The following is a 13,023-nucleotide window of genomic DNA, read 5'->3' as shown; positions in this document are numbered from 1 at the left end:
AGGAGCCGGGCATGCGCACCAGCGCAGAAGTCTGCCACAGCGCGCCCAGGGTCGGAAATCGGCGACCGGGTGCAACCGGGGGCCCGCGCCGCGCGTAGACAGCACGTGAAGGTGGCAGTCGAGCAGAGACCGCCGGCGGGGACGGACCCGCGGGCTGCAGGGCCGGGTCGGGCCGGGAGGAGCGGGATGGACAGCGAGGAGTTCGACGTCCTCTACCGCACCTCCTTCGGCTCGCTGGTGGCGCAGGTCTACGCCATGTGCGGCAACCGGGCCGAGGCCCAGGACTGCGTGCAGGAGGCGTTCATCCGGGCCTGGGACAAACGGCACACGCTGGACCGCGCGTCCTCGCCCGAGGGCTGGCTGCGCACCACCGCCTACCGGATCGCGGTCAGCCGCTGGCGCCGCTCCCGGCTGGCCCGCCGGGCCCCGGACCGGGCGCTGCAGCAGGAGCGGGCCGTGGAGCCACCCGACATCGAGTCGGTGGCGCTGACCCGGGCCCTGCAACGGCTGCCGGTCGAGCAGCGGCGGGTGATCGTGCTGCACCACCTGGCCGACCTGCCGGTGGCCGAGGTGGCCCGGGAGGTCGGCGCCCCCGAGGGCACCGTCAAGGCCCGCCTCTCGCGGGGCCGGGCCGCCCTCGCCCATCTGTTGTCGGAGTCCGAGAGGAGTGAGCACCGATGAGCACCGACCCGATCTTCGACCCGCTGCGCCGGGTGGCCGAGCAGACCCCGGCCGGTGATCCCGCCCCGCTGCGCCGGCTGGGTGACCGGCGCCGGGTCCACCGCCGGCAGGTCGTCGGCGCGGTGGCGGTGGTGGCCGTGCTGGCCGCCGGTGCCGGTGTCCTGGTCGCCCAGCTCATCGGCCCGCCCCCGTCCCGGCCGATCGCCCCCTCCCCCGCCGTCACCGCCAGCCCCATCCCGGGCCCCGGCGACCGGCTGGAGGACGCGGAGGTGCCCCGGGCGGAGGACTTCGAGTGGGGCGAGGGCATCACCTTCGACGGCTACCGGGCCTCGGTGGTCGACGACGTCGCCATCTCCCGGTGCCAGCAGGCCGGCACCGGCAGCCTCGGGGCGACCGACACCCGTCTGGTCGAGGTCAGCTCCGACGTCACCGCGGCGGCCGTGGTGATGGCCTTCCCCGACGAGGCGGCCGCCGGGCGGGCGTGGTCGACGTTGCAGCGCTGGGGCGAGGAGTGCGGCTCCACCCTGGAGCAGGAGGGCACCCCGCCGGTGGTGGGCCCCACCACCCTCGACGTCCCGGTCCCCCGGGGCCGCGCCGGCTACGTCTCGGTGGCCGTCGACGCCGGCGACGAGCCAGGCCTGTGGGTCGACTACGGCACCACCCAGGTCGGGGACCGGGTGGTGCTGGCCACCTTCGAGAGCGTCGGCCAGGACTTCAGCTGGGACGCCGAACCCGGTGGCCCGGTCGGCCAGACCTACCCGATGATCCGCACGCTGCAGAACATGAACGAGCGGCTCGCCCGCTGACCGCCCCGGCACGCGCCGAGGGCCGCCCCCGGACGGGGACGGCCCTCGGTGCCTGGCTGGACGCCGGTGCGCTCACTCGCCGCGGAGCAGCGCCCCCAGCATGTCGCGGTTGAGCTGGCTGATGGTGTCGAACGGGATGCCCTTGGGGCAGACCGCGGTGCACTCGCCGATGTTGGTGCAGCCGCCGAAGCCCTCCTCGTCGTGCTGGTTGATCATGTTCAGCACCCGGGAGCCCCGCTCGGGCTGGCCCTGCGGCAGCAGCCCCAGGTGGGTCACCTTGGCCGCGGTGAACAGCATCGCCGAGCCGTTGGGGCAGGCGGCCACGCAGGCGCCGCAGGCGATGCAGGTGGCGGCGTCGAAGGCGTGGTCGGCGTCGGCCTTCTTCACCGGGGTGGAGTGGGCCTCGGGCGCGGATCCGGTGGGGGCGCTGATGTAGCCGCCGGCGGCGATGATCCGGTCGAAGGCGGAACGGTCGACCACGAGGTCCTTGACCACCGGGAAGGCGTCGGCCCGCCACGGCTCCACGTCGATGGTCTCGCCGTCGGTGAACGAGCGCATGTGCAGCTGGCAGACGGTGGCCCGCACCGGGCCGTGGGCCTGCCGGTTGATCATCACACCGCAGGTGCCGCAGATGCCCTCACGGCAGTCGGAGTCGATCGCGATCGGCTCCTTGCCCTCCAGGGTGAGGCGGTCGTTGACGACGTCGATCATCTCCAGGAAGGACATGTGCTCGCTGACGTCGGGGACCTCGATGGTCTCCATGTGGCCCTCGACGTCGGGCCCGGCCTGGCGCCACACGCGCAGGGTGATGTTCACGACTCGTTCCCTCCTCGGAGCCGGCGCGGGGGTGTCCCGGCGCTCACTTGTAGCTCCGCTGCTTCATCTCGACGAACTCGTAGACGAGATCCTCCTTGTGCAGCACCGGCTGCTGGCCGGTGCCGGTGAACTCCCAGGCGGCCACGTAGGCGAACTCGTCGTCGTGGCGCAGCGCCTCGCCGTCCTCGGTCTGGGACTCGGCCCGGAAGTGCCCGCCGCAGGACTCGCGGCGGTGCAGGGCGTCCACGCACATCAGCTCACCCAGCTCGAGGAAGTCGGCCACCCGGCCGGCCCGCTCCAGGGACTGGTTGAGGTCGTTGCCCGAGCCCGGCACCAGGACGTCGTTCCAGAACGCCTCGCGGAGCTCGCGGATCATCCCGATGGCCTTGCGCAGGCCCTCCTCACTGCGCTCCATGCCGCAGTACTCCCACATGATCTGGCCGAGCTCGCGGTGGAAGGAGTCGACCGTGCGGGTCCCCTTGACCGAGAGCAGCTTCTGCACCCGGTCGGTGACCTCGGTCACGGCCTCCACCGCGGCCGGATGGGTGTCGTCGATCTTCTCGAACGGCCCGTCGGCCAGGTAGTCGGCGATGGTGTTGGGCAGCACGAAGTAGCCGTCGGCCAGCCCCTGCATCAGCGCCGAGGCGCCGAGGCGGTTGGCGCCGTGGTCGGAGAAGTTCGCCTCACCGGTGACGAACAGCCCGGGGATGGTCGACTGCAGGTCGTAGTCCACCCACAGCCCGCCCATCGTGTAGTGCACGGCCGGGTAGATCCGCATCGGCGTCTCGTACGGGTCCTCGCCGGTGATCTGGGCGTACATGTCGAAGAGGTTGCCGTACTTGGCCTCGACCGCCTTGCGGCCCAGCCGCTTGATGGCGTCGGCGAAGTCGAGGTAGACCCCCAGCCCGCTCGGGCCCACGCCGCGGCCCTCGTCGCAGACCGCCTTGGCCGCGCGGGAGGCGATGTCGCGGGGCACCAGGTTGCCGAAGGCCGGGTAGCGGCGCTCCAGGTAGTAGTCGCGCTCCTCCTCGGGGATGTCGCGCGCCTCGCGGGTGTCCTCACCGGACTTCGGCACCCAGATCCGGCCGTCGTTGCGCAGCGACTCGCTCATCAGCGTGAGCTTGGACTGGTAGTCGCCGGAGACCGGGATGCAGGTGGGGTGGATCTGGGTGTAGCAGGGGTTGGCGAAGTAGGCCCCCTTGCGGTGGGCCCGCCAGGCGGCGGTGACGTTGCTGCCCATCGCGTTGGTGGAGAGGAAGAACACGTTGCCGTAGCCACCGGTGGCCAGCACCACCACGTCGGCGAAGTGCGTCTCGATCTCACCGGTCGTCAGGTCGCGGACCACGATGCCGCGGGCGCGGCCGTCGGCGACGACGAGCTCGAGCATGTCGTGCTTGGCGTACATCGTCACCGTGCCGGCCGCGATCTGGCGCTCCAGCGCCTGGTAGGCGCCGAGCAGCAGCTGCTGGCCGGTCTGGCCGCGGGCGTAGAAGGTGCGCTGCACCTGCACGCCGCCGAAGGAGCGGGTGTCGAGCAGGCCGCCGTACTCGCGGGCGAACGGGACGCCCTGGGCCACGCACTGGTCGATGATGTTCGCGCTGACCTCGGCCAGTCGGTAGACGTTCGACTCGCGGCTGCGGTAGTCGCCGCCCTTGACGGTGTCGTAGAAGAGCCGGAAGGTCGAGTCGCCGTCGTTGCGGTAGTTCTTCGCGGCGTTGATGCCGCCCTGGGCCGCGATCGAGTGCGCCCGGCGGGGGCTGTCCTGGTAGCAGAAGCTCTTGACCTGGTAGCCGCTCTCGCCGAGGGTGGCGGCGGCCGAGGCCCCGGCCAGCCCGGTGCCGACGATGATGACGCTGAGCTTGCGCCGGTTGGCGGGGTTGACCAGCTTGGCGCCGAACTTGCGCTCCGACCACCGAGCCTCGATCGGCCCGCCCGGGGCCTTGGTGTCGGCGATCGGGTCGCCGAGGGTGAAGTAGGCGTCGGCGTCGGGCAGCTGCTGCTGCTCGGGACCGGAGGGGGCGTTCTCGCTCACCGGGAAGGTCGACTCGTGCTCGGCCATGCCCTCGGCCTCACGGCCACCCCGCGGGTCCATCGGCTGGTCGTCGCGGTCGGTGCTGTCGTAGCTCTGCCCGGGGTTCTCGAACGGGTTGTGGTCGGTCACTGGATCACTCCCAGGAGGACGCTGAAGGGGACGATGAGGAAGCCGACGGTGATCACCAGCGAGGTCACGATCGAGACCACCACGATCACCTGCCGCGCGGTCGCGGTGGTGCCGGCGCCGAGGGTGTAGAGCGCGCTGGCGACGCCGTGGCGCAGGTGGAAGCCCACCGCGAGCAGGGCGATGACGTAGAGCGCGACCACCCACCACACGGAGAAGCCGGCGACCAGCCGGCCGTAGGGCGAGGGCGAGGAGCCGCCCGGCTCGATCCAGTGCCAGGTCAGGTGGGCCAGGTGGTAGACGACGAACAGGGCGATGACCACACCGCCGCTGCGCAGCGTGAACGAGGCGTAGGTGCGCTGGATGCCGCGCCGGTTGCGCCTGGTCTCGTAGCGGTTGACCCCGGCCGAGGTCCAGGACCGCCGGGCCAGCAGCACCGCGGCCCAGATGTGGGCCACCACCGCGACCAGCAGCACCACCCGGATGATCCACAGCGCGCCGCTGGGCGGCAGGATCGGCTCGCCGAGCTCGCGCAGGTGGTGGGAGTACTCGTCGAAGGCCTGCATCCCCGAGAAGGCCTTGAGGTTGCCGTACATGTGGGCGAGCAGGTAGCCGACCATGATGAGGCCGGAGACCGCCATGATGACCTTCTTGGCCACCGTCGAACGCAGTGCCCTGCGCTGCGCCGAGATCGTCGTCGTTGCCACAGCCTCACCTTAGTTCTCTGCCAGGACCCCGGAAACCAAGGTGGTCCTCGCGTGCTCGACGTCACGTTCGTCCGACGACCGGGGGCTATCCCTCCAGGTCGTCGAGCAGCCCCTCGACGTCGGCCAGCCGCAGGTGGCCGGCCGCCAGGTCGACCTCGGGCACCAGCGCCTCGACGAAGGGCACCAGCCGGCGTCCGTCCTCCACGTCGACCTCGAGCAGGTCGTGGGCCGGCAGGTGCACCACGGCCCGGACCGTGCCGGCACGCTGCCCCGCGGCGTCGAGCACGGCCAGGCCGACCAGCTGCCGGTCGTAGTACTCCCCCGGCTCCTCGGGCTCCTCGTCCTCCTCGACGCGGACCACCAGCAGCAGCCCCCGCAGCGCCTCGGCGGCGTCGCGGTCGTCCACCCCGTCCAGGCGCACCAGCATCCGGCCCTGGTGCCAGCGGGTGCTGACCACCGTCACCGTCCGCTCGACGGGCCAGCGGTCGAGCCCCGGACGCGCCGCGGCGCTCCGCACCAGGTGCAGCATGGCACCCGGCGCGAAGCGCCTCGTCGGTTCGTCGGTGCGCAGCTCGATGCTGAGCTCACCCCGGACGCCGTGCGGTCGGCCGACCCGGCCGACCACCACGTCGACTGCCGTCACCGGCTCAGCGTCCGCCCCGCCGAGGACGGTCGACGTCGACGAAGTCGACGCGGATCCGGTCCCGTCCGGCCAGGGCGGTGATCACGGTGCGCAGCGCGCTCGCCGTGCGCCCCTGGCGACCGATCACCTTGCCGACGTCGTCGGGGTGCACGCGCACCTCGAGCATCCGCCCGCGGCGGCCGTCGACGTCCCGCACCCGGACGTCGTCGGGGTGGGTGACCAGGCCGCGGACCAGGTGCTCCAGCGCGTCGGCCAGCACCTCAGGCCTCGGTGGAGGACTCGTCGGTCGAGGTCTCCCCTGCGCCCGTCTCGCCCGCGGAGGCCTCGGTGGAGGAGGTCTCGTCGGCCTTCTTGCGGCTGCTGAACGCGGCCACGCTGGGCTCGTCGGCGGTGTCGGCCAGCGCAGCGTTGAACAGCGCGGTCTTGTCCTTCTTCTCCGCCTGCGGGTCGATGCCCGACGGCGAGGTGTCGCCGGAGAACTTCTGCCAGTCCCCGCTGCGCTTGAAGATGGCGACGACGGCCTCGGTCGGCTGGGCGCCGACGCCGAGCCAGTACTGGGCGCGCTCGGAGTCGACCTGGATCACCGACGGGTCGTTCTTCGGGTGGTAGAGCCCGATCTCCTCGATCGCCCGGCCGTCGCGCTTCTGGCGCGAGTCCATGACGACGATGCGGTAGTGCGGCGAACGGATCTTGCCGAGTCGCTTGAGACGAATCTTGACAGCCACGGGTGTGGTTTCTCCTGGTGGTTCGGCCGGGACGGCCCCGGCGCGGTGGGTGAGCAGTCGGCGCGCTGGTGGGGCAGCGCACCTCAACCCGGGTGGACCAGCGCTGCGCCCGGCGGAGAGAGGGCACCAGGGCAGCACGGATGCGCGGGCCATTCTGCCAGAGCGGCACGCCGCCTCCAAACGCCGCCGCGGGCGCGCGTCAGACCACGCGGCCGCGCAGCACCACCCGGCGGGGGGAGGCCAGGACGCCGGGCTCGACCCGTGGGTCGGCGCCCAGGACGACCAGGTCGGCGGGCGCACCCGGGGTGAGCCCGGGGTGGCCGAGCCACTCCCGCGCCCGCCAGGACGCCGCCCCGAGGGCGGTCTCGGGGCCTGCCAGCCGCGCCAGCGCCGCCACCTCACGGGCGATGATCCCGTGCGGCAGGAACCCGCCGGCGTCGGTGCCGGCGTAGACCGGGACGCCGGCCTCGACCGCCCGGCCGATGGTGTCGAACCGGCGGGCGTGGAGGTCGTCCATGTGGGCGGCGTAGCGGGGGAACTTCTCGCGGCCCTGGGCGGCGAAGCGGGGGAAGTTCTCCAGCTGCACCAGGGTGGGCACCAGCGCGACCTGCCGCTCGGCCATCTGCGCGATGACGTCGTCGGTCAGCCCGGTGCCGTGCTCGACGCCGTCCACCCCGGCCGCGACCAGCTCGGCCACCGCCTGCTCCGAGAACACGTGGACGGTCACCCGGCAGCCCAGCTCGTGGGCGCGGGCGACCGCCGCGGCGGCGACGTCGGCAGGCCACAGCGGGGTGAGGTCGCCCACGGAGCGGTCGATCCAGTCCCCCACCAGCTTGATCCAGCCGTCGCCGCGGGCCGCCTGCCGCTCCACCGCCGCGACCAGTCCGTCGGGCTCCACCTCGTCGGCGTAGTCGCGCAGGTAGCGCCGCGGGCGGGCGATGTGGCGACCGGCGCGGACCACCCGCGGCAGGTCGTCCCGGTCGTCGATCCAGCGGGTGTCGGCCGGCGACCCGGCGTCGCGCAGCAGCAGGACGCCGGCGGCGCGCTCGGTCAGCGCGTGCTGCTCGGCCCGGGCCCGGTCCACCGCGCCGGCGGCCTCCAGACCGATGTGGCAGTGGGCGTCGACCAGCCCGGGCAGCACCCAGCCGCCCTCGGCGACGGTGGTGGCCCCCGCGACCGGGCCGTCGACCAGCCGGCCGTCGGCCACCCACAGGTCGGTCCGCTCGCCGGTCTCGACCAGCACGACGTCGCGCAGGTGCAGCGGTCCCGGCGGTGGGGTCGGGTCGGGGTGGCTCACGCCCGGCAGCCTAGGACCACCGCCGCGGAGGCACCCGTAGCAGGGGTCAGGCCGTGGTCGCGCCGGCCCGGGCCCAGGGCACGCCGAGCTCGGTGAAGGTGCGTCCCTGCCGGACGGCCTCCTGCGCCCAGTGGTCGACCTGCTCGACCTCGGGGTGGCGGTCGGCGCCCTCCCCCACCCAGCGGACGCCCGAGGCGGGGATCGGGGCCGGCGTCGTCCGGCCGACGGCGTCCATCACCCGCATGAAGGCGCCGGTGCTGACCAGCGGCACCATCAGCTCGGCCTCCCCGCGCCGGGCGGCGAGCAGGTTGGCCAGCGGGTCGGTGCGGGTGACCGCGGCGGTGCGGGTGCCGTCGGCGGTGGTGACCTCGATCCGGTCCTCGGTGTAGAGGTAGCGGGCCCGCCCGTGCTCGCCCACGACCTCGACCCACGGGTCCTGCTGCACCGGGGAGCACAGGGTGAGCGCGCAGGTGACGACGTCACCGGCGGCGGTCCGCACCCGCACCACCGAGGTGTCGTCGGCGTCGATGGCGTTGGCCCGGAACAGCTCGACCTCCACCTCGGCGACGTCCTCGGCCCGGCGGCAGCCCACCACGGCCAGCGCGGTCGCGACCGCGTGGGCCAGCGGGTTGGTCACCACCCCGTCCACCACCGGACGCCCGTCGAGGGTGCGCCGGCCCGCCCACGGCGAGCGCGACCAGTAGCCCAGGGTGCGCAGCCACAGCCCGACCGCGCCCACCTGCTGCAGCGTCCCGAGCCCGAGGGCGTCGGAGCCGAGCAGGTCGGCGCCGTCGGTGGCCAGGCTCTGGAAGCCGACCTGCACCAGCCGGCCGGTGCTGCGCTGCAGCTCGAGCAGCCGCTCGAAGTCCGCCCAGACCGCCACCGGCGGCTTCTCCAGCAGCACGTCCGCACCGGCCTGCAGCGCCAGCGTCGCCAGCTCGGCGTGCTCGGCGATCGGTGCCGCGATGCTCACCACGTCCACCCTCCCTGACGTCTGCAGCGCCTCGGGCAGGGTGCCCAGCAGCGGGACACCGGCGTCGGGCCCGTCCAGCGCGCCGACGAAGGGGTCGACGACCGCGACCAGCTCGGCCTCGCCGCGCTGCTGCGCGGCCGCGATCCGCTCACGGTGCACCCGGCCGAAGCCGGAGGCGCCGACCTGGACGATGCGGGCGGGGGCGTTGGTGGGCGCGGCGGGGGCCATCACTTCTCCTCAGACGTCACGGGTGGGCGGTGGGCTGGGGTGTCAGCCGGGCGGGGCCGGCGCGTGCACCCGCAGGGTCGGCGCGGCGAGCAGTCCCGAGCGCACGCTCTCGGCTGCCCGGTCCAGCTGCTGCATCCGGAACCGGCGGCCGTCGCGCCGCTCGGCCTCGGCGGCCAGCCGGTGGATCTCCTCGTCGACCGACAGCGCGTTGGCGGCGGTGTTGGCGACCTCGAGCACGACCTCGTTGCGTCCCGGCCGGACGGCGTCGGTGACGTCGACCCGGTACGGCGGGCACCACAGCACGCCGCAGCCGGTGCCGTTGACCTCCACCGTCGCGACCTCGCCGACCGGCCCGCGCACGCGGGCCCGGTAGGACGGTCCGACCAGCCCCTCGTCGGCGCCGGCGTCGCCGACCGGGGTGACGCCGCCGAGGTCGAGGACGACGCGGGCGCCGTCGGGCAGCGCGTCCAGCTCGACGGTGGTGGCGTAGCGGGCGGTGCCGGAGAACCCGGGCCGGCCGGTCTCCTCCCACACGTGCGGCACGTCCACCGGGGCCGGCGCCTCCCCGGGGAAGGTGACGCTCCAGCCGTCGGCGAGGGGCGTCGACGACCCGTGCGCGGCGGCCGGTAGGGCCGGCTCGGCGGGCGCTGGGGCGTCGCTGAGCAGCAGCGCCGTGGCCTGGTAGGGCTCCAGCTCCAGCGCCAGGCCGTCGGCCAGCGCGCCGGCCCGCACCAGCCGTCCGGTCACCGGGTCCCACTGCTCGTAGCGGGTGTGCGGGCTGCGCGAGGTGAGCGAGCGCTGCAGCGGCTCCGGGCCGGTGTTGGCCAGCAGCACCACCTCGGCGCCGGCGGTGCGCCGCACCACCACGCCCAGCGACGGCGTCGGGCGGTCGGGGACGAGCAGCGGCTCGAGGACCTCGCCGAGGGCGGCGGCCAACGACCCGGCGGCCACCGCACGGCCGCCGACGTCGACCGGGCTGCCGACCCGCAGCACCGTCCCACCCCGCTCCTGCACCGCGGCCAGCCAGGCCCGGGTGGGCTCGGGGACGGTGGTGGTGGCCGGGACGACCACCACCGGGTAACGCCCGGGGTCGAGCCCGTCGAGCACCTCGTCGTCGACCAGGTCGTAGTCGAGCCCGTGCTCGCGGACGGCGGCGGTGACCTCGGCCGGGACGCGCCGGGCGGTCTCGCGCCAGGCGTCCAGCGAGCCGCCGGTGGCGCTGCCCATCCCGGCCAGCACATCGGTCAGCGGGACGTAGACCGCGACGTCGGCCACCGGGCTGCCCTGGCGCAGCAGCCAGCTGAGCCGGCTCAGCGCGGCCACCAGCCCCGGCATCGCCGGCCACCAGGGGTTGCGGTCGTCGTAGGCGCCGGCGGCGTAGAAGAACCAGCCCAGCCCCGGCGCGTCGGGCGGGGAGTAGGGCCAGCCGTGCCCGATCAGCTGGTTGACGCCGTTGAGCAGGTGCTCGTGGGCCTCGCCCTGCAGGTCGAGCGGGGTGGCGCGGAAGGACGGCGAGTGCAGCCAGGTCCACACCTCGGCCGAGACGACCGGGCGGTCGTAGCGGTGCGCGGCCGAGGACGCCCACCGGGTCTGGGTGAGGCGCTTCCAGCCCCAGCCCTCGCCCTCGAAGAGGTCGGCGAAGCGGTAGCTGGCCACGGTGGCTGGGGGCACCCCGTAGCCCTGCAGCCGGAACGGCACGCCGCGCCCGGCGGCCCAGCGCTGCACGACGGCGACGAAGTTCTCCTCGTACAGCTCGACCAGGGTGCGGTGGTAGTCGGCGCGCACCGCGGCGGTCGCCGGGTCGGTGGACAGCAGCGCGGGCAGCACCGGCAGCAGCGGGTAGCCGCGGCGGCGCTCGAACTCCTCGGGCAGCGCCGGTGTCCAGTCCGCGGCGTAGACCTCGAGGCTGTCGCAGAACACCGACCCGACCAGCGCGGGGTCGACAGCGTCCAGCAGCGGGTCGCCGAAGGCCTCCAGGTGACGCTGGGTGGCGGCCGCGCTGTAGTGGTCGAGAACCGGGCCCTCGGCGCCGGCGGCGGCGCGCTTGACGTTCTGCCCGGTGGGCTCGGACCAGACCAGCAGCACCTGCCGGGGACCGCGCCCGTCGGGCACCCGCACCTCGCCGTCGGTGACCGGCAGCGGGGTGAAGACGTCGGGGGTCTCCTGCTCCGAGCCGTCGCCGAGGTAGGCCGCCACCAGCTCCTCGCCCGGCCAGGGCGAGGTGGCGCCGATCCGTAGCGGTCCGGGGGTGATCTCGCGACGGTCCCAGCGCAGCCGGCGGGCGGCCAGGGCGGTGTCGATGTGCGGGCCGCCGAAGGACCAGCCGGTGCCAAGGGTGAGGTCGAAGCGCAGACCGAGCTCACGCACCCGCTCGGCGGCGAAACGCAGGTCGGCGAGGAACGACTCCGAGAGCAGCGTCGTGGTGGCCGGCTCCAGCGGGTAGACGTAGGCCACCTCGACCCCGCCGAGACCGGCGGCGGCCATCACGGTGAGCTCGCGGTCCAGCTCGGCCCGCTCCACCGCCGGGCCGAACCACCACCAGCGCATCATCGGCGCCGCCTCGCGCGGCGGGTCGGCGAGACCGGCCCGCAGCCGCTCGACCTGCGCCTGCGTCCCGGCGTCCGCCGGCTGCGCGGCCGTCACCGGCTGAGGTCGACGCCGAGCCCCAGGTCCTCGACCCGGACGGCCTGGCCGGTGCGCAGGGACTCGTTGCCGGCCATCCCGACCGCGATCGAGCGGATCCCGTCCACCCAGGTGGAGGGACGCTCCAGCGGGTCCTCGCCGGGACCCCGGAAGACGTCGGCCAGCAGCAGGGCGTCCCCGCCACCGTGACCACCCTCGCCCTGCTGGATCTCGATCTCCTGGGCGGGCTCCCAGTGCCGCTGCAGGGTGAGCCGCTCGCCGCCGTGGCGGCTGGAGGAGGCCGGCAGGGCGCTGGGGTCGACGGTGGTGCCGCCGGCGTCGTCGAGCAGGACGGCGGCCCGCTCGACCACCTCGAGCTCGGCCCGACCCTCGGTGCCGTTGACGTAGATGCGGTAGCCCTCCCACGGGGCGTGGGCGTTGAGGGCGTAGCTGAGCACCGCACCGCGGCTGTAGTCGACGACCACGGCCAGGTTGTCCTCGGTGGTCACGCCGGGGCCGAAGACGTCCTGGTCGCGGTGGTAGCCGTCGTGCTGCTCGTTGTCGAGGTAGAGCGCCTTGAGCCGCGGGTCGTCGCGCAGGTCGAGCTCCCACGGGCTGTGCTCGCCGTCGTGGGTGCCGCGCGGCGGACGCGGCGGCAGACCGCGGGCGTCGGCGTTCTCCGCGCCGTAGAAGCGCACCCCGCCGCGGGCGTAGACCTGGGTCGGGGCGTCGGCGAGCAGCCAGTTCACCAGGTCGAAGTGGTGGGAGGCCTTGTGGATCAGCAGACCGCCGGAGTTCTTCTTGTCCCGGTGCCAGCGCCGGAAGTAGTCCGCGCCGTGGGCGGTGTCGAGGATCCACTCGAAGGTCACCGACAGCGGCGTGCCGATCGCGCCGTCGCGGATCAGCTGCTTGAGCCCGGAGTTGCGCGGGGAGTAGCGGTAGTTGTGGGTGACCACCACGTCACGGCCGGTGCGGGCGACCGCCTCCGCGATGGCCCGCGCGCTCTCGGGGTCGATGGTCAGCGGCTTCTCGACCACGACGTCGGCGCCGGCGTCCAGGCTGCGCACGACCAGCCCGGCGTGGGCGTGGTCGGGCGAGGTGACGACGACCCGGTCGGCCCCGGTGTCGGCGATGGTCTGCTCGAGCGCCTCCGGGCCGCCGGTCACCACCGAGGAGACGTCCAGCCCCGCCGCCTCCAGCCGGGCCCGGTGGTGCTCGACCCGGCCCGGGTTGGGGTCGAGCAGGGCGACCAGGACGGCGTCGTCGCGGTGCGCGCCGGCCATCGCGTCGAGGTACATCTGGACGCGGTGGCCGGTGCCGACCACCACATAGCGTCGGGGGGAACCCACAGGACAACCTTTCGTTCG

At 74.1% G+C, this 13,023-nt stretch carries 12 protein-coding genes; 2 read left to right on the top strand and 10 right to left on the bottom strand.

Annotated elements, in window-relative coordinates:
* Positions 1-186: 186 nt before the first annotated feature.
* Together DT076_RS17465 and DT076_RS17460 are read left to right on the top strand one after the other, a co-directional pair.
* On the top strand, positions 187-681 hold the full coding sequence (locus DT076_RS17465; protein WP_114127985.1) for an RNA polymerase sigma factor: 495 nt from the start codon (positions 187-189) through the stop codon (positions 679-681).
* Positions 678-1,487 (top strand): hypothetical protein, encoded by an 810-nt coding sequence (locus tag DT076_RS17460; RefSeq protein ID WP_114127984.1) that lies wholly within the window; start codon positions 678-680, stop codon positions 1,485-1,487. Before DT076_RS17465 ends, DT076_RS17460 begins: the two co-directional genes overlap by 4 nt.
* Before the next feature lie 72 nt (positions 1,488-1,559).
* Here the strand turns inward: DT076_RS17460 and DT076_RS17455 are convergent, their stop codons facing one another.
* The 10 genes from DT076_RS17455 to DT076_RS17410 form a co-directional block, all read right to left on the bottom strand.
* Positions 1,560-2,303, bottom strand: a complete 744-nt coding sequence (locus tag DT076_RS17455) for a succinate dehydrogenase/fumarate reductase iron-sulfur subunit (protein ID WP_114127983.1) — start codon at positions 2,301-2,303, stop codon at positions 1,560-1,562.
* A gap of 43 nt (positions 2,304-2,346) precedes the next feature.
* On the bottom strand, positions 2,347-4,362 hold the full coding sequence (locus tag DT076_RS17450; protein ID WP_114128042.1) for a fumarate reductase/succinate dehydrogenase flavoprotein subunit: 2,016 nt from the start codon (positions 4,360-4,362) through the stop codon (positions 2,347-2,349).
* Positions 4,363-4,460: 98 nt separating this feature from the next.
* A complete protein-coding gene (locus DT076_RS17445) occupies positions 4,461-5,168 on the bottom strand; it encodes a succinate dehydrogenase cytochrome b subunit (protein ID WP_114127982.1) in 708 nt (235 codons plus the stop codon).
* 85 nt (positions 5,169-5,253) lie between these two features.
* Positions 5,254-5,811, bottom strand: coding sequence for a ribosome maturation factor RimM (rimM, locus tag DT076_RS17440; protein WP_114127981.1), 558 nt, complete (start codon positions 5,809-5,811; stop codon positions 5,254-5,256).
* Between the two features lie 4 nt (positions 5,812-5,815).
* Complete coding sequence (locus tag DT076_RS17435) at positions 5,816-6,070, bottom strand: RNA-binding protein (RefSeq protein WP_114127980.1); 255 nt, start codon at positions 6,068-6,070, stop codon at positions 5,816-5,818.
* Between the two features lies 1 nt (position 6,071).
* Positions 6,072-6,536: a 30S ribosomal protein S16 gene (rpsP, locus tag DT076_RS17430; RefSeq protein WP_114127979.1), complete on the bottom strand. Its 465-nt coding sequence runs from the start codon at positions 6,534-6,536 to the stop codon at positions 6,072-6,074.
* A 199-nt stretch (positions 6,537-6,735) separates the two neighbouring features.
* Positions 6,736-7,833 (bottom strand): amidohydrolase family protein, encoded by a 1,098-nt coding sequence (locus tag DT076_RS17425; protein ID WP_233494037.1) that lies wholly within the window; start codon positions 7,831-7,833, stop codon positions 6,736-6,738.
* A 46-nt stretch (positions 7,834-7,879) separates the two neighbouring features.
* Positions 7,880-9,034 (bottom strand): Gfo/Idh/MocA family protein, encoded by a 1,155-nt coding sequence (locus DT076_RS17420; RefSeq protein WP_114127977.1) that lies wholly within the window; start codon positions 9,032-9,034, stop codon positions 7,880-7,882.
* A 42-nt stretch (positions 9,035-9,076) separates the two neighbouring features.
* The gene (locus DT076_RS17415) at positions 9,077-11,677 is read right to left on the bottom strand and encodes a glycosyl hydrolase (RefSeq protein ID WP_158548187.1); all 2,601 of its coding nucleotides are present in this window, start codon (positions 11,675-11,677) and stop codon (positions 9,077-9,079) included.
* Entirely contained in the window at positions 11,674-13,005 is a 1,332-nt protein-coding gene (locus DT076_RS17410; protein WP_233494036.1) for a Gfo/Idh/MocA family oxidoreductase, read from the bottom strand. The genes DT076_RS17415 and DT076_RS17410 overlap by 4 nt, the downstream gene beginning before the upstream one ends.
* Positions 13,006-13,023 lie beyond the last annotated feature (18 nt).

It is taken from the genome of Desertihabitans brevis (assembly GCF_003327535.1).
Lineage (GTDB): Bacteria > Actinomycetota > Actinomycetes > Propionibacteriales > Propionibacteriaceae > Desertihabitans > Desertihabitans brevis.
This window is presented reverse-complemented; position numbering and strand designations above follow the sequence as displayed.